This window comes from Francisella orientalis FNO12 (assembly GCF_001042525.2).
In the GTDB taxonomy this organism is placed as follows: Bacteria; Pseudomonadota; Gammaproteobacteria; order Francisellales; family Francisellaceae; genus Francisella; species Francisella orientalis.
This window is the reverse complement of the sequence record NZ_CP011921.2, coordinates 1,716,769-1,736,689: the sequence shown is the minus strand read 5'-3', so window position 1 is coordinate 1,736,689 and position 19,921 is coordinate 1,716,769. Positions and strand designations below refer to the sequence as shown.

Sequence of the window (19,921 nt, the reverse complement as noted above, 5' to 3'; positions counted from 1 at the left end):
AAATGGTAGTAACAGATATTTTATTTTACATATTTGCATCACTGGCTATTATTTCTGCTTTAGTGCTAGTTTTGGCAAATAATCCAGTAAACTCTGTAATAGCAATGATTTTTACATTTGTATTTACAGCAGCTGTGTGGATAATTTTTCAACAAGTATACTTAGCATTGTTGCTTATAGTTGTATATGTTGGTGCAGTTTTAGTAATGTTTTTGTTCGTAGTATTCATGCTGGATCTACATGTTGAGAAACAAGGTAGAGTCGGAAGATTTTTCTATGCTTTTGCGGCTATTATAGTTTGTGCAATATTTGCTACTGTGATTAGCTATGCTGCTACTAAAGTATTCGCAGGAGACTCTATGCAGGGAGGTGTTGGTGGACTTAAAGTTATAGGTCTAACAATGTTTGATAATAGTAATCTATATGTGTTTGAATTAGTTGATTTTATTTTATTAGCAGCAATGGCAGCGGCAATTACACTAACATTAAGATCTAAACGTAAAGGTAACAAGTCTGTAAATCCTGCACAACAGGTCAAAGTTAGAGCAAAAGATCGTCTAACTATGGTTAAGATATCAAGTAATAGAGAGGGCGCTAGAGATGAATAGTATTTCAGTTTCAGTTACGAATGGTTTAATTTTTAGTACATTGCTATTTGTAATAAGTGTTGCAGGCGTAATTATAAACAGAAGAAATATTCTTATACTTTTAATGTCGATAGAATTGATGCTTCTAGCAGTTAACACTAATTTTCTGATATTTGCTAATATGCACCATCAAGCGATGGGCGGCGTTTTTGTTTTCTTTATAATGGCTGTGGCAGCAGCAGAAACAGCAATTGGTTTAGCTATTGTTGTTGCAATATTTAGAAAACGTAAAACTATTGATTTAAGTAAACTCAATACACTAAGAGGTTAAGAGCAAGCTATGATAATAAATACTCAAGTAGCAGCTGTATTAATAGCAGTCATAGTGTTATCACCATTGCTTGGTGCTCTGATTGCTGGATTTGGCGGTAAGTCTGTAAAGAATGCAGGCGTTAACTTTTTTACAATTTCTTTATGTGGCCTTTCTTTTGTCCTTAGTGTAATTTTAGCCTATGGTGTTTTTGCTGGATCAGAAGTTTATTCTGTTAGTTACTACCAGTGGGCTCCGATTTCAGATAAGTTTACATTTGATGTTGGTTTTACTGTAAATAAAATAACTGTATACATGATGTTGATAGTAACTTTTGTATCGACATTAGTGCATGTTTACTCTATTGGTTACATGAAAGGTGAAGAAGGCTATGCAAGATTTTTTGCATATATTTCAGGATTTACCTTTGCAATACTATGCCTAGTTATGGGTAATAACTTCTTATTACTATTTTTTGGATGGGAAGGCGTTGGTTTATTTTCATACCTACTAATTGGATTTTATTTTAATAGAGATAAAGCTAACGTTGCTAGCTTGAGAGCATTCATTGTAAATAGAATTGGTGATTTAGGCTTTTTGCTAGGTATTGGGGCAGTTATTTTATACACTGGATCTGTTGACTATACAGCGGTGTTTGCAGCTTTATCAAATATTGATAATACTCAAACTATTCACTTCTTAGGTATGAGCTTTAGCCCTGTTACACTGATGTGTTCGCTATTATTTATTGGTGCGATGGGTAAATCTGCACAGTTTCCTTTACACTCATGGCTAGAAGGATCGATGGAAGGTCCGACACCTATTTCGGCACTAATCCATGCTGCTACAATGGTTACAGCTGGCGTATTTATGGTTGCTAGACTTTCTCCAATGTTTGTACTATCACCTGCAGTACTAAGTTTTGTACTTATTATTGGTGCGATTACATGTTTGTTTATGGGTTTAATTGCGATAGTGCAGACAGACATAAAAAGAGTAATTGCATATTGTACCCTTTCTCAGCTTGGGTATATGATGGTAGCTCAAGGTGCTGGAGCATTTTCTATTGGGATGTTCCATCTGATGACGCATGCTATGTTTAAAGCATTGTTATTCTTGGCGGCTGGTTCTGTAATAGTTGCGATGCATCACGAGCAAGATATTCGTAGAATGGGTGGTTTGAGAAAGTATATGCCTGTTACATGTTTGTGTATGCTTATAGGTGCTTGGGCACTTGCAGCATTACCTCCATTCGCAGGCTTCTTTTCAAAAGATTTGATTATTGAAGCAGCGCAGTCTACGACTGTATATGGTCACCAGTTTGCATACTATATGGTATTGGCATGTGCATTTGTGACATCTTTTTATATCTTTAGAATGTTTTTCTTGGTATTCCACGGTAAAGAAAGAATGTCAGAAGAAGAAAAGTCTCATATCAAAGAGTCGCCGTTTAGTATATTAATTCCATTAGTATTGCTGGCTATACCTTCAGTATTTGTTGGAGAATATTTCTTCACAAGTATTTTATCGCAAAGTCATGGTTTATTTGGTGATACTATAACTTCATATGTTCAGGCGGGACTAGGTGGAGAATCGGTCACAGCGCATCTTGCTAGTGAACCTGCTACTGCTAGTTCTATAGCATTTATAAAACATTCAATATCAACAGTACCATTTTGGTTAGCTTTTAGTGCTTTAGTTTTGGCTTATATCTTGTATATATGGTTGCCAGTTATACCAAGAGTCCTTGCAAATGCTAAGTCTGGATTTGGTATTGTTTATCATATTTTAGTTAAGAAATACTTTATTGATACTCTTTATGATGTTGTATTTGTTAATATCTTCTTGGCTATTAGTACTTTCCTATGGAAAGCAGTAGATATCTTTATCATAGATAAAACGATTGTACATGGCACATCTAGTCTAATTTATCATACCGGCGATAGTTTTAGAAAAATTCAGCGTGGGTATCTATTTGACTATGCTTTTGTAATGATGGTCGGTGTGTTGTTATTTATGATTTTGCTAATATCAGTATAGGTAGAGGGTAAACTAGTATTATGAATTTAGGTAATTACTTATTAAGTTTAATAATTTGGCTTCCAATAGTTGGTGGCTTTGTTGTATTAGCGACAAGAACAAAAGAGTTGCATGGTGATGCTGCACGTTGGGTAGCTTTGGTATTTAGCTGTTTAACTTTAGCTTTATGCATACCTTTGGTAGCATCTTTTGATTATAGTAGTTCTGCAATGCAGTTCCAAGAATCAGCAAAATGGTTCAAAGTATTTGGCATGCATGATATTTATTATGGTCTAGGTGTTGATGGGTTTTCAGTTTTATTTATTGTTTTAACAAGTTTTGCTACTTTAGTTATTGTTCTAGCGGCTTGGACCTCTATCAAAATAAAAGTTAGACAATACATGGCAATATTTTTGATCACATGTGGTCTAACAAATGGTGTTTTCTGTGCTACAGACTCTATACTCTACTATGTTTTTTGGGAAGCGCTACTGATACCAACTTGTTTGGGTATTGGTATTTGGGGTGGTAAGAATAAAGCATATGCTGCTGTTAAATATTTTATGTATACTTTCTTTGGTTCGGTGTTCTTGCTAGCTGCGATTTTATATATTCAAACAAGAGTGGCAGCATCTCCAGTTGATGTATTAGTAAGTGCTGATACATATTCAATCCAAAACTTTATCGCACGGGCTGCTCAGTCAAATGGTTTGGCTGATTCTGTTAAGTTTACACTTACTGCTCAATGGTTAATATTTGGTGCTTTCTTCTTAGCTTTTGCAGTTAAAATTCCGATGTGGCCATTCCATTCATGGTTGCCAGATGCTCACTCAGAGGCACCAGCTGGAGGTTCTGTTATACTTGCAGCGCTTATGCTTAAACTTGGTGCTTATGGTTTCTTAAGGTTCGCGATACCGATGCTACCTAAAGTTACAGCGTCATTAGAGTATGTACTGATAATTATGTCTTTGATAGCTATTGTCTATGTTGGTGTGGTTGCAGTTGCACAAACTGATGTTAAAAGACTAATAGCATATTCATCAATTTCACATATGGGTCTTGTTACATTAGGTTTGTTCTCTATATTCATACTTAAGAGTGCTGATCCTGTGCTTGGTACAACTAATGCTCAATTAGCACTACAGGGTGCTGTATTTCAGATGATTGCTCATGCATTCTCATCTGGTGGTATGTTTATTGGTATTGGCTATCTGTACTTAAGGATGCATACAAGAGAAATATCAGATTTCTCAGGTGTAGCTAAAACTATGCCAATATTTGCAATGTTTTTCTTACTTTTCTGTATGGCTAATGTAGGTTTACCTAGCACTAGTGGCTTTGTCGGTGAGTTTATGATTTTATTGGCTGTATTCCAGTACTCTCCATTAATAGCATTAATTGCGGGTTTAACTTTGGTTATAGCGCCAATTTATACTCTATGGATGTATAAGAGAGTGTTTTTTGGAGAAGTGGTATCTACGCAAGTAGCGAACCTGACTGATTTGAATAAGATGGAGCTGTTTGTATTTATATTGTTAGCGGTACCAACTTTATTGTTTGGTTTTTATCCAGAGCCGATACTGCATCTTTCAGAAGCTGCTTCGGCTAATATTGTTGGTTTATCTCTGTAGGGTAGTGTTTTGATTATGAGTTTATTAATTCTTTATATATTACCAGAAATACTATTAGCACTAGGTGTGATAGTTGTAATGTTTTCTGGACTTTTTTTACACAGTAAAATTAGGAATATTAACTACATATTCTTTCAAGTATTTACACTACTTGCTCTTGTTGCTACTTTTGCCAAAGAATATTTAATCCAAAATAGTAGCTCTGTTTTTGAGGGGCAAGTTGTATTCAGTGGTTTTGCTTATACGCTACAGTTAGTGATACTTGTATTAGCAGTATTTGTGGCACTATATTCAAGAGAGTATGTAAAAGATAGAAAAATATCAGACGGTGATTTTTATACACTTTTGATGCTGTGTGTGTTAGGTGCTATGGTTCTTACAGCTGCACATAGTTTAGTTACAATCTATATCGGTTTAGAGTTATTGTCGTTACCTATGTATGCACTAATAGCAATCTATAGAGATTCTAGTACAGGCCTTGAAGCTGCTATTAAATATTTCGTACTAGGAGCTATTGCTTCAGCTTTATTGCTATTTGGTATGTCATTTGTATATGGTATGACAGGTCAACTTGATATTACAGATATTGCAACTGCACTTTCGCAAGGAAATTTCACAGGCTTAGAACAGCAGTTATTACTTGTATGTTTAGTTATGATGATAGCAACCTTCTTATTCAAACTAGGAGCTTTCCCATTTCATATGTGGTTGCCAGATGTCTATCAGGGTGCGCCAAACGCTGTTGCCAATATTGTTGCGACTATTCCAAAAGTAGCAGCATTTGCTATGCTTGTTAATATTTTATTTGTAGGCTTTCCATCGCTTAAAGATTCTTGGATATACTTATTCAGAGTTATAGGCATATTGTCGATATTCTTTGGTAGTTTAGTGGCTTTATCGCAAACAAACGTTAAGAGACTTTTGGGTTATTCTACAGTATCGCAAATAGGTTTTGTTTTATTAGCTACTACACTTAATCCACAGGGCTATGCTTTAACAGCTGCTAGTTTCTATGTAATAGTTTATGTTTTTACTACTCTAGCAGCGTTTGGGGTGTTAACTACAATCTCTGTTGGCGGTTATGAAGTTCAAGATCTTAAAAATCTAAAAGGTTTCAATACAAAAGACTCTTGGTTAGCATTTATACTGCTGATAGTTTTGTTCTCTATGGCAGGGATTCCTCCATTTGGTGGTTTCATAGCAAAATTATTTGTTATTATGGGCTTAATTAATGATGGCAGTTATGTATTGGCATGTTTTGTGCTATTTATGGCTGTTGTTGCATCATTCTATTATGTAAGAGTTATTAGAACTATGTATTTTGATGAACCAGAGAATAATGAGACAGTTAAGCCTCCAATGACATCTCTTATAGCACTAAGTATTAACGGTTTAGTTCTTTTATTCTTAGGTATCATGCCAATGCTTCTTCTTGGGGTTCTTACTCAAGTTACTAACGTTATTTAAGTTTCAATAGTTTATTGCCTATTCTTGTTATAACTTTTATACTTTTATGTAAAGACAATTTAATACTATTTTTCTATGAAAGAAATTTTAGGTCCAATTAATGATGTAATCAAAAACTCGAAAGATAATATTATTAATAAAAGTTTAAAAAAACTTGATGTGGTGGGTAGAGAAGAGTTTGAAATACAGAAAAAAATTCTTTTGAAGACACGTCAAAAATTAGAGCAGATCGAGGCTAAGTTAGATAAATTAATAGCCGAGAAAGAATAAAATGTCTTTAGCAGTTCTAAAAAGTCGCGCTCAATTAGTTATTGAAGCACTGCTTGTCTCTATAGAAGTGCAATTGTCAAATGGTCTGCCTGGCTTATCAATAGTGGGTTTGCCGGAGGCGGCTGTTAAAGAAAGTAAAGATAGTGTTAGAAGCGCTATCATAAATTCTGGATTTAATTTTCCAAATAAACGTATCACAATTAATCTTGCTCCTGCCAATCTACAAAAGAGTAGTGGAAGATTTGATTTGCCTATAGCACTAGGTATTTTATATGCGTCAGGCCAAATAAACATTGTTAGAAATGTTGAAGATTTTAAGTTTGCTGGAGAGTTGTCTCTAGGTGGAGAGCTAAGAAAAATTTCTAGTGCGATACCAATGGCTATTAAGTATGTTGCGAATGATAAAAAACTTGTGATACCTGTTCATAATGAAAAAGAGATTGCTTTAGTTGAAGATGTTTGTGCATATTCTTTTGAAACGCTAAAAGAAATTGTAGATTTTTTATCTGGTGATGATAAAGCTCCGGTAGAGCAATTGCAAGAAATTGATTTTGAAAGATTATATTCTGATTTAGAAGATGTCAAAGGGCAGTATCAGGCTAGACGCGCTTTGGAGATTGCAGCGGCAGGTGGTCATAATATTCTTTTAGTTAGTCCACCGGGAACTGGTAAGACAATGCTTGCTAGTAGGCTTAACTCTATTTTGCCACCATTAGACAAAAAAGAAGCCCTTTCATCGGCGATGATTGCTTCAATTAAAGGTGAATCAGGGATAGCGGAAAGTTTTTATAAAAGACCATTTCATCATCCTCACCATACTTCTTCAGGTGTTTCTTTGGTCGGAGGTGGTAGCAACCCTATGCCTGGTGAAATATCTTTAGCTCATAATGGTGTGTTATTCCTTGATGAGTTACTAGAGTTTGACCGTAAGGTTTTAGAAGTTTTAAGAGAACCTCTTGAGACGGGAGTTGTAAATATTTCTAGAGCAAAGTGTCAGGTAGAGTATCCAGCTAACTTTCAATTGATAGCTGCTATGAATCCTTGTCCGTGTGGGTATTTAGGATCGCAGTATAAAGAGTGCTCAGATTCAATTCAATCAATTAAAAGGTATCAAAGTAAGCTTTCAGGACCTCTTTTAGACAGAATTGATTTACAAGTTGAGGTTCTTGAGCTAGCAAAAGAGGATCTAACAAATCAAGAATTAAGAGGTGAAAAAAGTAGTCATAATTAGGGAGCGAGTTAAAAAAGCGAGAAATATCCATATCACTAGGCAAGGTAAAATAAATTCAATGCTAACAAGTAAAGAGTTAGACGAGGTTTGTGACCTTGATGAAGAAAGTAAAAAAATGCTAACATTAGCTATAAGAAAAGCTTGGACTATCTGCCAGAGGGTACTATAAAATACTCAAAGTAGCTCGAACAATAGCAGATTTAAGGGGATGCAAGAAAATTGAAAAACTAGCAATCCAAGAAGCTATAGGTTACAGAAAAATGGACAAGTTTTTTAAATAGTCCTTCACAATAAATTTAAAGGTACATTTTAAGTATGAGAGAGTTGTTTTTGGATGCTTTTAAGCATGAGAAATTAGAAAAACCACCGATATGGATAATGCGTCAAGCTGGTAGATATTTACCAGAATATCGCGCATTAAGATCAAAGTTTGAGAACTTTATGGATATGTGTCGCAATGCAGATGCTTGTTGTGAGGTAGCACTGCATCCGCTAGAAAGATATGATCTTGATGCTGCAATTGTATTTTCAGATATTTTAACTATTCCTGAAGCAATGGGTATGGATCTAAAATTTATCAAGGGAGTTGGCCCTGTATTTTCTGATCCTATTGAGTCAGAAAAGGATTTAAATAGGTTAAAGTCAGCAGAAGATAGTGTTGGCGATTTGGAGTATGTTTATGATGCGGTTAGAACTACGAAGGCTGCTATAAATGTACCCCTTATAGGCTTTACTGGAAGTCCATGGACACTCGCGGCATATATGGTTGAAGGATCTGGCTCAAAACAATTCAGTAAACTAAGAAAAATGATGTATGCAAATCCTCAATTGATGCACGCACTTCTTCAAAGGTTAGCTGACATAACAGTGATTTATCTACTTGAGCAAATCAAAGCTGGTGCTAGTTCTTTAATGATTTTCGATACTTGGGGAGGAATTTTACCTTTAGAACAGTATAAAGAATTCTCATTAAAGTATCTGGAATATATTGCTAAAAATGTGAAGAAGAGATCTAATGTTCCTGTGGTTTTCTTCACAAAGGGAGGTTCAAACTTTTTTGAGGAATTGAAAGATAAATCATGTGATGGTGTTGGTGTGGATTGGAATGTAACTCTAGATCAAGCTCGTCATAGAATAGGTGTGGGTAAGGTTCTGCAAGGTAATTTTGATCCAGCATTTTTGTATGGCACATCTGATAGTATTAGAAACACGGTTAAGAAAAACATCGAATTTATTCAGTCTGATAAGCTAAATAACTACATTGTTAATTTAGGTCATGGCATTTACCCAGATATTAATTCTGATAATGTTAGAATTATGGTAGATGCAATAAGAGAATTCAGTGTTTAAAAAACAAACTGTCATAAAGCTTGACATCTGTTAAAATGTTGTTATTATATATTGTCATAGACGCGGGGTGGAGCAGCTTGGTAGCTCGTCGGGCTCATAACCCGAAGGTCGTAGGTTCAAATCCTGCCCCCGCTACCAAAAGTTTTTATTTTATAAAGGCCCTTCAAGGGCCTTTTTGCTATCTAGAGGGTATGCAAAATCTAAGGGGTGAAAATGTTACTAGATGATTTGTATGAAATAGTAGAACCCATTACAGCTGATGTAGGCTATATTTTATGGGGAATAGAGGTCGTGGGTGCTGCCAAGCTTACTATACGTATTTTTATTGACCATGAGAATGGTGTTTCGGTTGATGATTGTCAGGTTGTAAGTAAAGAGGTGAGTGCAATTTTTGATGTGGAAGATCTTATCTCAGATAAGTATGTTCTAGAAGTGTCTTCTCCAGGGATGAATCGCCAAATTTTTAATATTGTTCAGGCGCAAGCTTTGGTAGGATTTAATGTTAAGGCAGTTACCATAACTCCAGTTGAGTCTCAAACAAAATTTAAAGGTGTGCTCGAGAGAGTTGAAGGCAATAACGTTATTCTAAAGCTTGATGATGGCAGAGAAGTCAGTTTTGATTTTGATGAGCTTAAGAAATTTAGAGTTTCGCCAGATTTTAGTTAGATAGAGGGATTATTAGGTATGAGCAAAGAATTATTGTTAGTATTAGAAACTGTAGCAAACGAGAAAGATATTTCAAAAGACCTTTTGTTCGAAGCTATGGAAGAGGCGTTAGCTATTATAACTAAAAAAGAGCTTGACGAGCACATGAATATCGAAGTCAAAATCGATAGGGTTATAGGCGACTTTAAAGCAGATAGAGTTTGGCATATTGTGTCAGAAGATGAAGATTTGATCGATTATTCGAAAGAGCTTTACGAAGATGTTGCTCAAGAAAAAGGCTACGATGTGAAGGCTGGTGATGTGATTCGTGAATCTGTAGAAGTTAAAGAGTATGGCCGCATTGCTGCTACTATGGCAAAACAGATCTTAATGAAGAAGATTAAAAACTTTGAGAGAGAAAAGACGGCTAGATTTTATCAAGGTAAGATTGGAGATATTGTTTACGGAGAGGTAAAAAGAGCGACTTACGAGATTTTGGTTATTGATCTTGGTAATAATGCTGAAGGTATTCTACCAAAGAAAGATTTGATTTCTAGAGAGAGATTTCGCGTTGGCGATAAGATTAGATCATGTGTTGAGAGTGTTGAGGTTGATGAGTTCGATAAACCAAATACAGTTATGCTTAGTCGCGCTAGTAATATGATGCTTAAAGCTTTATTTAAATTAGAAGTCCCTGAAGTTGAAGAGGAGCTTATAAATGTTGTGAGTGTTGTTCGTGAGCCTGGTTTTAGATCAAAAGTTACTGTCAAGAGCAATGATCAGAGGATAGATCCATGTGGTGCTTGTGTGGGTGTTAGAGGGTCAAGAATTCATTCTATTATGAGCGAGCTAAATGGTGAGAAAGTCGATGTTATTCTATGGGATGAAGATATGGTTCAATATGCGATCAACTCTTTATCACCAGTTGATTCTGAGGATATATTAGAAGTAAATGTTGATGAAGAAACTAATTCAATGGATATAGTTGTTAAGCAAGAAAGTTTATCAAAAGCCATAGGTAAGAACGGAGTTAATGTCAGATTAGCAAGAGCTTTAATCGGTTGGAAGATAAATGTTTTATCTAATACTGAGCAAGAAGAAAAACAAATGTCTATAGTTGAAAAATTTGTTGAAGCGATAGATATTGATCATGATTTTGCTTTGGTTCTAATAGAAGAGGGTATTGAAACACTAGAAGATTTAGCATATCTAGATAGAGATGAGCTTTTGGAAATCGAAGGCTTTGATGAAGAGATTGTAGATGAGCTTCAAGAAAGAGCAAAAGCAGTGATTTTGTCTCAAGCATTAGGTGGTAAGAAGCCAGCTGAAGATTTACTTAATATGCAAGGTATGACTCAAGAGTTAGCAGATAAACTTGCTCAAAATAATATAGTGACAATGGAAAATCTGGCAGAGCTATCTGTGGATGAATTGCTTGACATTGTTGCTATTGATGAAAAACAAGCAACAGATTTGATAATGCAAGCAAGAGCCCCTTGGTTTGAATAGGAAGTACGAATCAAAATAGTACAAAGGAGAGGGAAATGGCAGAGATTACAGTTGGCCAATTGGCACAACAAACAAATAAAGAAGTAAGTGCGTTACTGAAGCAACTTAAATCTTTTGGTATAGAAAAAAGTAGTGAAAAAGATACTTTGACTCCGGAAGAAATGAAAACTCTTTTAGATAAGATTAATAGTGCTAAAAATACTGTTACTAGAAAGAAAGTAACTTCTCTTAAACTTGATGGTAAGCATAAGATAAATGTTTCGGTCAAGAAAAAAAGACGAGTTGCAAAAAAAGTAGAAGAACAATCTCCGGCTAAAGTAGACGAGTCTATTGTTGAAAAACCACAAGTAGCACTTGATCCCAAAGATAATAAGGTTATTGAAAGTGTAGAGAGAGAGTCTGTTAGTTTTATACAACCTCAGCAAGAACAGCCGGTTACTAAACCAGTTATAAAAGATAATGGTTTTAAGATAACCGCTATGCCTGAAGTCAAAGTTCAAGAGAATAACTCTCAGGATGAAGAAAAGTTATCTGAAGATAAATCTACAGAATCTAAAAATAATAAGAAAAAATCTCCGAAGAAAGTCTTTACTGAAAGTAGTAACAATACTAATACCAAGTATAAAAGAGAAGAAGAAGAGAAGAAGTCTAAAGCTAAAAAGGCTAGTGGTAAAGGCTTCAAAAAAGCTAATCCAAGACAACTATCACAACTTGCGGGTGATTTAGAATCATTTGATGAGTTTGGTAGTAAGAAAGGTAAGTTAAAAGCACCTAAGGTTAAAAAACAAGAGTTTACAATGCCTGTCGAAAGTGCTGTTAAAACAGTTGAAATACGTGAAGGCATTACAGTTAGTGATTTGGCTAATAGAATGGCAGTCAAAGGCGCTGAGATCGCTAAAGTATTGTTTAATATGGGTGTAATGGCTACAATTAACCAATCATTAGATCAAGATACTGCGGTTTTGATTGTTGAGGAAATGGGGCATAAATATACATTACATAATGAAAATGCTCTTGAAGAAGCAGTGACTACTGTTGATAGAAGTTTACATAAGAAAATATCTCGTGCGCCTGTTGTAACTATTATGGGTCACGTAGATCATGGTAAAACCTCTCTATTAGACTATATACGTAAAGCAAGGGTTGTAGCAGGAGAAGCTGGTGGTATAACACAGCATATCGGTGCATACTCTGTTAAAACAAGTAAAGGAGCTATTACTTTTTTAGATACTCCTGGTCATGAAGCTTTCACATCAATGCGCGCTCGCGGAGCTAAGAGTACAGATATCGTAATCCTTGTGGTTGCAGCAGATGATGGGGTTATGCCTCAGACTAAAGAAGCTATTCAGCATGCTAAAGCAGCAGGTGTTCCAATCGTTGTTGCTGTTAACAAAATTGATAAGCCAGATGCTGATCCTGATAAGGTTGTCGGTGAGTTAGCGCAACGTAACGTTATTCCAGAATCTTGGGGTGGAGATGTTATGTTTGCAAATGTTTCTGCTAAAACTGGTGAAGGCATTGCAGAGTTATTAGATGCTGTGTTATTACAATCTGAAGTTCTAGAATTAGAAGCATTTGCTGAAGGTTTAGCTGAAGGTGTTGTTATTGAGTCTCGTCTAGAAAAAGGACGTGGTCCAGTTGCAACAGTACTAGTTCAGAATGGTAGTCTTAAACAAGGTGATAATATCTTGTGTGGTACTGAGTATGGTAGAGTCAGAGCTATGCATGATGATCTAGGCAAACAGATCAAGTCAGCAGGGCCGGCAACTCCAGTTGAAATACTAGGTTTATCAGGTGTTCCAGCAGCTGGTGATGATATGGTTGTTATTGAGAATGAGAAAAAAGCTAAAGAGTTAGCAGCTCAAAGATCTCAAAGACAAAAAGAAGCTAAAATAGCTCAAGAGCAGTCTCTTAAACTTTCTAATATGTTTAGCAACATGGGCAAAGAAGGTGAGCAACAAACTCTTAAAATTATCCTTAAAGGTGATGTACAGGGTTCAGTTGAAGCTATTAGAGAGTCATTACTTAAACTTTCTACTGATGAGGTTAAGGTTGACATAATTGCAAGTGGTATAGGAGCTATTGCGTCTTCTGATGTAACATTAGCTGTTGCATCAACTGCTGTAATTATTGGTTTTAATGTTAGGGCAGATAGTGCAGCGAAGAAACTAGCTGAAGGCGATGGTGTAGAGCTTCGCTACTATAACATTATTTATGATCTAATTGATGATGTTAAGAAAGCGATGACAGGCTTATTGTCTCCAGATATGAAGGAGCAGATTATCGGTATAGCCGAAGTTAGAGAAGTGTATAGATCTTCTAAATTTGGATCGATTGCAGGCTGTATGGTTATAGAAGGTACTGTTAAGCGTACAAATCCAATTCGTATATTGCGTAATAACGTTGTAATATATGAAGGCACACTTGAGTCCTTAAAGAGATTTAAAGATGACGCAAGTGAAGTCAAAAAAGGTATGGAATGCGGTATAGGTGTCAAAAACTATAATGATGTGCGTGAAGGTGACCAAATAGAAGTATTTGAAGTTATTGAAGTTGCTAAGGAGCTATAATTATGGCAGCAGAAGGTAGAGTGCAGCGAGTAGCAAGTGAGCTTCAAAAGGTGATATCTTTGCTACTGCGTACAAAAATAAAAGATACTAAGCTTGCTACGGCAACTATTACCGAGATTGAGCTTTCTAAAGATCTATCTTATGCAAAAGTGTATTATACTTGTTTGGATATTCAAGAGGCTCAAAGTATTGCCAAAGCCTTTGAAAAATCAAAAGGTTTTTTTAGATCATCTATAGCTAAATCGCTAAATCTTAGAATAGTTCCAAATCTTAAGTTTATTTATGATAAGTCTCTTGATTATGGGATAGAAATGGAAGGGAAAATCCAGCAGGCTCTAGAAGCTGATTCTAAAATAATCAAGCAAGATGATAAGTTGTTACAAGAAAACTATAAAGATATTGATAAAGAAACAAAAGTTGAAAAATTAAGGTAGGTGGCTTATGAGCAAACTTACTATTATTCGCGGTTTTAATGATATTCTTCCTCAAGAAAGTTACAAGTGGCAGTTTTTAGAGTCAAAAATAAAATCAATTCTAGATAAATATAATTATGATGAGGTAAGGCTGCCCGTCTTAGAAAAAAGTGAACTATTTCATAGAAGTGTAGGAGAAACATCGGATATAGTTTCTAAAGAAACCTATGATTTTGTAGATAGAAGTGGAGAAAGTCTAACGCTAAGACCTGAAGGAACGGCTAGTTGTGTGCGTATGGTAATCGAAAATAGTTTGGCTAATAGGGGACAAACACAAAAACTTTGGTATTCTGGTCCTATGTTTCGCTATGAGAGACCTCAAAAAGGTAGGTATAGACAGTTTTACCAACTTGGTGTTGAAGCTTATGGCTATGATAGTGTTGCGATAGACTTAGAAATTCTTACTATTGGCCGGAACTTATTTAGAGAACTGGGTATTTCTAAATGTATAACACTAGAGTTAAATAGTCTTGGATCGAGTTCTAATAGACAAGAATACACAAAAGCATTGTTAGAGTATTTAAAACCATATCATACGCAGCTTGATGAAGATTCAATCAAAAGATTGGACAAAAATCCTCTGAGAATACTTGATTCTAAGAATGAACAAACTCAGCAAATATTGATTAATGCGCCTAAGCTTATTGATTTTATTGATGAAGATTCATTGGTGAGATTTGAGCAGACATGTGAGTATCTTGATAACTTAGGAGTTAACTATCGAGTTAATCAAAAATTGGTTAGAGGTTTAGATTATTATAGTGGATTAGTTTTTGAGTGGATCACTGATCGGTTAGGAGCTCAAGCAGCAGTATGTGCCGGTGGTCGTTATGATAATTTAATAGAAAACTTAGGTGGTCAAAAATCAGGTGCTATTGGTTTTGCTATTGGCTTAGAACGCCTATTACTTTTACTTGAGAATGAGGGTAAACTCCCAGTTGAAGATAATAAAATAGATGTTTTTTTCGTATTAGATAATAATCATCTGCATAGATCGTTACTAGTAGTCGAGAATATTCGTCAAGATTTGCCAGCATTAAAAATAGATATGGATTTGAAATTGGGTAGCTTTAAATCACAGTTTAAAAAGGCAGATAAATCAGGTGCTAAAATTGCTGTAATAATCGGTCAAGATGAATTATTGCAGCAGACTGTTGGTGTAAAATATTTACAACAAGATAAGCAACAAGAGCAAATTCCTTTGAATGAATTAATAAATTTTCTAGAAAAAATAGCTATATGAAGTTACACAATATAAAAGGTTATGCTTGGATAGTTGTAGGTCTGAGCTCATTTTTACTTATTGATAAATATATAATGAATGTGTCTCCTAGTCTGATAGCAAATGAATTGATGACTAGTTTTTCGATAAACGCTACTGAAATGAGCGCGATGGTATCATTATTTTTATGGTCAGTAGTGTTTTGTCAGTTTTTTGTAGCTGGGCCAATTATAGATAAGCTAGGATTTAGAAAGGTCAGTTTTTTTTCACTAATTCTCTCTGCAATAGGATTGATACTATTTGTCCTTTCAGCTGATATTCATAGTTTTGCGCTTGGTTGTGTTTCTCGATTGATTATTGGAATAGGTGCTTCATTTGCTACGGTTGGTTATATTAAAGCTGCTGCAGTTTGGTTTGATCGACGTAAATTTGCTTTTGTTTGTAGTTTTTTAATGACTGCTGCGATGATGGGAGCTTTACTTGGACAAGTTCCACTTGTGTATCTTATTGAAATTACAGGGTCATGGCATAGAGCATTAATTGGTTATGCTTGTTTTAGTATAATTATGGCTTTATTATATTTAGCTTTAGTAAGAGATTATAATCCCGAAGCATCATTTGCAAATGATTCAAAAGGAAATACCGGTACTCTTGCAGGTATAAAAAAGGTACTTATGAACAGGAACAATTGGTATCTTACTTTATATACAGGACTAACCTTTACAACGATAGATGTTTTTGGAGGTATTTGGGGTAATAGCTATTTCAGAGAATTGTATGGTATTCCAGCAAAAGAAGCTTCGTTTATTGTATCAATGATGTTTCTTGGACTTGCCATAGGCTCACCAGTAATAGGTAAATTATCTGAAAAATTTGATAATAGAGTTAAAATTATGATAATTTTTCATATAATTGCTACAATCTGTTTGGCTTTGGTTTTACAATTTAAGCTTACGCCCGGAATTTCAGGAGCTTTATTGTTTGTATTTGGATTCTGTTTGGGAGTATACATGCTTGCTTTTGCGATAGGTAATCGTATAAATCCAATAGTTGTAGCTGCTACTGTAGCTGCGCTGATTAATACTGGTGAACCATTGCTTGGGGCATTATTTGATCCTTTAATAGGGCATTTGCTTGATCTAACATGGACTGGTCAATATATAGATGTTCATAATCAAATTACGAATGTAGCTGCAGAAGGAGCTCATAGATATTTTCACATAAGCGCTTATCATAATGCTTTCTTGATTTTAGTGTTTAGTATGATTGTATCCTTTTTTCTACTTGTTTTAGTTAAAGATAAAGAAGTCGAATAATGAATTTAGATGATATTTATCTCCAAAAGGTTCGCGAGCTTGATTTAAAGGTTGATTCTTTGCAGCTTGAAGCCATCAGGAGTTTGCAAGAAATAATAGATCAGATATTAGTAAATAAAAAAACAAAATTTGGTTTTCTTAAAAGATCACTATATCCATCTGTAAAGGGATTGTATATGTGGGGGGGGGTTGGTAGAGGAAAGACTTTCATTATGGATATTTTCTATAATAATCTGCCGATAGAACAAAAAAGAAGACAGCATTTTTCACACTTCATGAAAGGTATTCATTCTGAACTAAGGAAGTATCAAGGTTATAAGAATCCCATATCAAAAGTCGCTTATGATATGGCAAAAAATATGCGAGTTATTTGTTTTGATGAGTTTTTTGTCGAAGATATAGCTGACGCTATGATTTTAGGAAATGTTTTTACGGAGTTGTTTAAGCTTGGTGTAACTCTTGTAGCAACTTCAAATATTGAGCCAGAAAATTTGTATAAGAGAGGTTTGCAGAGAGAGTTGTTTTTACCAGCTATTGATGTTTTAATAAAAAACGTGCATGTTTTAAATCTAGATTCTGGGGTTGATTATAGATTCCGTTTGTCAAATGAATACTTAAATTATATTTATCCATATAATGAGCAGAACCGTAAAAATTTTTTTGATAAATTTTTTCTTAGAAATCCGTACTTTGACAAAGATACTAATATAGAAGTTTTGGGTAGAAAGATTTTTGCTATGCTTGTAAGCTATAAAGACATATGTTTTGATTTTAGAGTCATTTGTGGTAATGGACGTAGTTCTTATGACTATATTGATATTTGTAGTAAGTATGAACAATTTTTTATATACAATCTGACAGGGTTTGATCAATATAATGAAGATATGGCAAGAAGATTTATTGCTCTAATAGATGAGTTTTATGATCAAAATAAGAAAGTCGTAATTTTGGCTAATAATGATTTTACAGAATTATATGAAGGTGAACGTCTGAGATTTGAATTTCAGCGAACAATTAGTCGGCTTAATGATATGCAGAATACTAATTTTGGTGTTTTAGATGAATAAGGTTCAATTTATTGAAGTTGCTGATGATGTTATAGAGCAAAGAATCGATAATTTCTTGATAAGTAAGTTTTCACGTTTACCAAAATCATTAATTTACCGCTGGATTCGTAAAGGTGAATTACGGGTTAATAAAAAAAGGGTTAAACAAACCGGTCGTGTAAGTGCTAGAGATATTATTAGAGTACCGCCTTTTAGCTTAGAAGAAAGTGTAGAAGTTATAAAAGTATCTAAATCTCATTTGGATTTTTTAGAGCAACGAATTTTATATGAGACAGATGATTATATCGTTGTTGATAAACCATCAGGTATGGCTGTCCATGGCGGTTCTAGGGTTAATTCGGGTTTGGTGGAACGGTTAAGACAGTTGCGTCCTAAGGTTAGACGCTTGGATTTGGTGCATAGACTTGATAAAGAAACATCAGGTTGTGTGCTGTTAGCGAAGAAACATAGCTCATTGGTTTATTTTTTTGATATTTTCAAAGAGCGTAAAGTAAATAAGATTTATTATGCTTTAGTTCATGGTCATTGGGATGAAAGAATAGATACAATTGACTTGCCATTAAGTCGTACAGAAACTAAAGATGGCCAACGAATAGTTAAAGTTGATAAGCGAGAAGGTAAAAGAGCTCTTACAAGAATATTGTCAGTACAAAAAATAGGCGATTACAGCTTACTAGAAATCAAGTTAGAAACTGGTAGAACACATCAAATTAGAGTTCATACAAGAGCTATGGGATATCCTATTGTTGCTGATAAGAAATATGGTTATATGAGTGATGATAAAAAACTACTAGCTAAAGGAGTTGATAAGTTATTGCTTCATGCTGGTAAATTAGAGTTTTATGATAAGAAGCTGCGGAGGTTTATATCTATTGAAGCAAAATTAGACTCAAGGTTTGATGAGTTCGTTAAAACAAAATAGTTTTATTTTAATCTTTATTGTCTTTTATCATTAATAATACTACTAGTGATGCTATCATGCTTATTACAAGGGTTGTAAATGCAAAATGGTAAGAACTTAAATCAAAATATTTAATATCGTTAGGACTTGTGTGTTGTGAAACAATTTCTCTGGCTTTGTTTATGTATTTTCCAGTCCATGACCAATCTAAGAAATAGCCGATCAAAGGATCGAAGATCGCTCCTAATATAGGTTCTCCTGTATTAATAAAAGCTGCTACTGTTGCAGTTATGACTATAGGATTTATACGATTTCCTATGGCAAATGAAAGCATATATATTCCAAGACATAATCCAAAAATGAAAAGTAATATTGCTGAGAGTGTAGCACTTGTTTTAATAAGTAAAACAAAGCTTAAAGCAATAGAACCTATTATGTGAAAAAAAATCATTACTCCTTTTCGACTATCAAGGATCTCTGATAGTTTTCCTATAATTGGGGAGCCTATTGCCATGCCAATAAATATCATTGATATAATGCTAGCAGCTTCTTCATGGGATAGGTGATAGGCTTCTCTAAAGTAAGCATTGCCCCAGAATCCAGCAAAGGCATCTACTGCTGTAAAACTTAGACCTACATAGAAAGTTAAAAGCCAGTTATTTTTATTTTTAATTACTTCTTTGAGTGCATCAATAGTTTTTAGCTGATTACTTGGCGAGCTGGCTTCTGGTTGTTTTGGATTGAAGTCGCGTACAACTATATAATAAAGTACGCCAATCAATAAGCTGGCTACCGCAAATAAAAGCATCGCCATCTTCCAATCGCCGCATAATGTTATCAAATATGCTAATGGAGCCTGCGCACAAAGAGCTCCTATCATGGCAGCAGTTGCTAAAAAACTAGCAGCAAAAGCAAATTTACGAGGCTCAAACCAAACTGAAACTGCCTTAAGATAAGAGATAGTAGCGAAAGAGACACCCCAGCCTGTAATGATTCTAGCTATATACGCCATGCTCAAGCTACCGAGATTACAGGCAATAACAAATAGGATAACTCCCATTGCAGAAATAGTTATAGATATAGGACTAATTAGTCTAAAACCAAACTTATCTATAATTGGGCCGGCAAGAAACAGTTGACAAATAATTATTGACCAAAAAAACGCAGAGCCTAAAGCTCCCGTTTGAGTTGCATTAGTATGGAAGCTAGACATCATATCATCTGTGATAAGACTAGGAAATACTTGCATTATATATTTGTCAAAAAGCAAAAAAGAACTAAGAATGATAATTATCCATGCGTATCCGCGAATATTGTGAATTTTTTGTTCCATACGATATTTGTTTTAGTTGG

Annotated in this window: 16 protein-coding genes, 1 tRNA gene and 1 pseudogene; 17 read left to right on the top strand and 1 reads right to left on the bottom strand. The window is 34.8% G+C overall.

All coding sequences use genetic code 11. The annotated features are described in order from the left end of the window. The first annotated feature begins 2 nt into the window (after nucleotides 1-2). From FNO12_RS08890 to FNO12_RS08810, 17 genes and pseudogenes are all read left to right on the top strand, one after another. Nucleotides 3-608, top strand: a complete 606-nt coding sequence (locus FNO12_RS08890) for an NADH-quinone oxidoreductase subunit J (protein ID WP_014714599.1) — start codon at nucleotides 3-5, stop codon at nucleotides 606-608. Next, nucleotides 601-918, top strand: coding sequence for an NADH-quinone oxidoreductase subunit NuoK (gene nuoK, locus FNO12_RS08885; RefSeq protein ID WP_014714600.1), 318 nt, complete (start codon nucleotides 601-603; stop codon nucleotides 916-918). The genes FNO12_RS08890 and nuoK overlap by 8 nt, the downstream gene beginning before the upstream one ends. 9 nt (nucleotides 919-927) lie before the next feature. Next, entirely contained in the window at nucleotides 928-2,937 is a 2,010-nt protein-coding gene (gene nuoL / locus FNO12_RS08880) for an NADH-quinone oxidoreductase subunit L (protein WP_014714601.1), read from the top strand. A 20-nt stretch (nucleotides 2,938-2,957) separates the two neighbouring features. After that, complete coding sequence (locus FNO12_RS08875; RefSeq protein WP_014714602.1) at nucleotides 2,958-4,547, top strand: complex I subunit 4 family protein; 1,590 nt, start codon at nucleotides 2,958-2,960, stop codon at nucleotides 4,545-4,547. A 15-nt stretch (nucleotides 4,548-4,562) separates the two neighbouring features. Continuing rightward, a complete protein-coding gene (locus FNO12_RS08870; RefSeq protein ID WP_014714603.1) occupies nucleotides 4,563-6,014 on the top strand; it encodes an NADH-quinone oxidoreductase subunit N in 1,452 nt (483 codons plus the stop codon). Between the two features lie 75 nt (nucleotides 6,015-6,089). Continuing rightward, nucleotides 6,090-6,284, top strand: a complete 195-nt coding sequence (locus tag FNO12_RS08865) for an accessory factor UbiK family protein (RefSeq protein ID WP_014714604.1) — start codon at nucleotides 6,090-6,092, stop codon at nucleotides 6,282-6,284. 1 nt (nucleotide 6,285) lies between these two features. Further along, nucleotides 6,286-7,796 (top strand): annotated as a pseudogene (locus tag FNO12_RS08860) (YifB family Mg chelatase-like AAA ATPase). 34 nt (nucleotides 7,797-7,830) lie between these two features. Beyond that, nucleotides 7,831-8,865, top strand: a complete 1,035-nt coding sequence (gene hemE / locus FNO12_RS08855) for a uroporphyrinogen decarboxylase (RefSeq protein WP_014714605.1) — start codon at nucleotides 7,831-7,833, stop codon at nucleotides 8,863-8,865. Nucleotides 8,866-8,926: 61 nt separating this feature from the next. Continuing rightward, nucleotides 8,927-9,003: transfer RNA gene (locus FNO12_RS08850), tRNA-Met, on the top strand. A gap of 75 nt (nucleotides 9,004-9,078) precedes the next feature. Continuing rightward, complete coding sequence (rimP, locus tag FNO12_RS08845) at nucleotides 9,079-9,531, top strand: ribosome maturation factor RimP (protein WP_014714606.1); 453 nt, start codon at nucleotides 9,079-9,081, stop codon at nucleotides 9,529-9,531. 18 nt (nucleotides 9,532-9,549) lie between these two features. Further along, on the top strand, nucleotides 9,550-11,019 hold the full coding sequence (gene nusA / locus FNO12_RS08840) for a transcription termination factor NusA (protein ID WP_014714607.1): 1,470 nt from the start codon (nucleotides 9,550-9,552) through the stop codon (nucleotides 11,017-11,019). A gap of 35 nt (nucleotides 11,020-11,054) precedes the next feature. After that, nucleotides 11,055-13,589 (top strand): translation initiation factor IF-2, encoded by a 2,535-nt coding sequence (gene infB / locus FNO12_RS08835; protein ID WP_014714608.1) that lies wholly within the window; start codon nucleotides 11,055-11,057, stop codon nucleotides 13,587-13,589. 2 nt (nucleotides 13,590-13,591) lie between these two features. Beyond that, on the top strand, nucleotides 13,592-14,023 hold the full coding sequence (rbfA, locus tag FNO12_RS08830) for a 30S ribosome-binding factor RbfA (protein WP_014714609.1): 432 nt from the start codon (nucleotides 13,592-13,594) through the stop codon (nucleotides 14,021-14,023). 7 nt (nucleotides 14,024-14,030) lie between these two features. Further along, nucleotides 14,031-15,305, top strand: a complete 1,275-nt coding sequence (gene hisS, locus FNO12_RS08825; RefSeq protein ID WP_014714610.1) for a histidine--tRNA ligase — start codon at nucleotides 14,031-14,033, stop codon at nucleotides 15,303-15,305. Then, nucleotides 15,302-16,600 (top strand): MFS transporter, encoded by a 1,299-nt coding sequence (locus FNO12_RS08820; RefSeq protein ID WP_014714611.1) that lies wholly within the window; start codon nucleotides 15,302-15,304, stop codon nucleotides 16,598-16,600. Before hisS ends, FNO12_RS08820 begins: the two co-directional genes overlap by 4 nt. Then, entirely contained in the window at nucleotides 16,600-17,667 is a 1,068-nt protein-coding gene (zapE, locus tag FNO12_RS08815; RefSeq protein WP_014714612.1) for a cell division protein ZapE, read from the top strand. The genes FNO12_RS08820 and zapE overlap by 1 nt, the downstream gene beginning before the upstream one ends. Continuing rightward, nucleotides 17,660-18,589 (top strand): RluA family pseudouridine synthase, encoded by a 930-nt coding sequence (locus FNO12_RS08810; protein ID WP_014714613.1) that lies wholly within the window; start codon nucleotides 17,660-17,662, stop codon nucleotides 18,587-18,589. Before zapE ends, FNO12_RS08810 begins: the two co-directional genes overlap by 8 nt. Before the next feature lie 7 nt (nucleotides 18,590-18,596). Here the strand turns inward: FNO12_RS08810 and FNO12_RS08805 are convergent, their stop codons facing one another. Further along, a complete protein-coding gene (locus FNO12_RS08805) occupies nucleotides 18,597-19,901 on the bottom strand; it encodes an MFS transporter (protein WP_014714614.1) in 1,305 nt (434 codons plus the stop codon). Nucleotides 19,902-19,921: the final 20 nt, after the last annotated feature.

Excerpts from the sequence above, each read along its gene's own strand:
- FNO12_RS08890 (WP_014714599.1), top strand. The coding sequence starts at position 3 with ATGGTAGTAACAGATATTTTATTTTACATATTTGCATCACTGGCTATT.
- nuoK (WP_014714600.1), top strand. The coding sequence starts at position 601 with ATGAATAGTATTTCAGTTTCAGTTACGAATGGTTTAATTTTTAGTACA.
- nuoL (WP_014714601.1), top strand. The coding sequence starts at position 928 with ATGATAATAAATACTCAAGTAGCAGCTGTATTAATAGCAGTCATAGTG.
- FNO12_RS08875 (WP_014714602.1), top strand. The coding sequence starts at position 2,958 with ATGAATTTAGGTAATTACTTATTAAGTTTAATAATTTGGCTTCCAATA.
- FNO12_RS08870 (WP_014714603.1), top strand. The coding sequence starts at position 4,563 with ATGAGTTTATTAATTCTTTATATATTACCAGAAATACTATTAGCACTA.
- FNO12_RS08865 (WP_014714604.1), top strand. The coding sequence starts at position 6,090 with ATGAAAGAAATTTTAGGTCCAATTAATGATGTAATCAAAAACTCGAAA.
- hemE (WP_014714605.1), top strand. The coding sequence starts at position 7,831 with ATGAGAGAGTTGTTTTTGGATGCTTTTAAGCATGAGAAATTAGAAAAA.
- rimP (WP_014714606.1), top strand. The coding sequence starts at position 9,079 with ATGTTACTAGATGATTTGTATGAAATAGTAGAACCCATTACAGCTGAT.
- nusA (WP_014714607.1), top strand. The coding sequence starts at position 9,550 with ATGAGCAAAGAATTATTGTTAGTATTAGAAACTGTAGCAAACGAGAAA.
- infB (WP_014714608.1), top strand. The coding sequence starts at position 11,055 with ATGGCAGAGATTACAGTTGGCCAATTGGCACAACAAACAAATAAAGAA.
- rbfA (WP_014714609.1), top strand. The coding sequence starts at position 13,592 with ATGGCAGCAGAAGGTAGAGTGCAGCGAGTAGCAAGTGAGCTTCAAAAG.
- hisS (WP_014714610.1), top strand. The coding sequence starts at position 14,031 with ATGAGCAAACTTACTATTATTCGCGGTTTTAATGATATTCTTCCTCAA.
- FNO12_RS08820 (WP_014714611.1), top strand. The coding sequence starts at position 15,302 with ATGAAGTTACACAATATAAAAGGTTATGCTTGGATAGTTGTAGGTCTG.
- zapE (WP_014714612.1), top strand. The coding sequence starts at position 16,600 with ATGAATTTAGATGATATTTATCTCCAAAAGGTTCGCGAGCTTGATTTA.
- FNO12_RS08810 (WP_014714613.1), top strand. The coding sequence starts at position 17,660 with ATGAATAAGGTTCAATTTATTGAAGTTGCTGATGATGTTATAGAGCAA.
- FNO12_RS08805 (WP_014714614.1), bottom strand. The coding sequence starts at position 19,901 with ATGGAACAAAAAATTCACAATATTCGCGGATACGCATGGATAATTATC.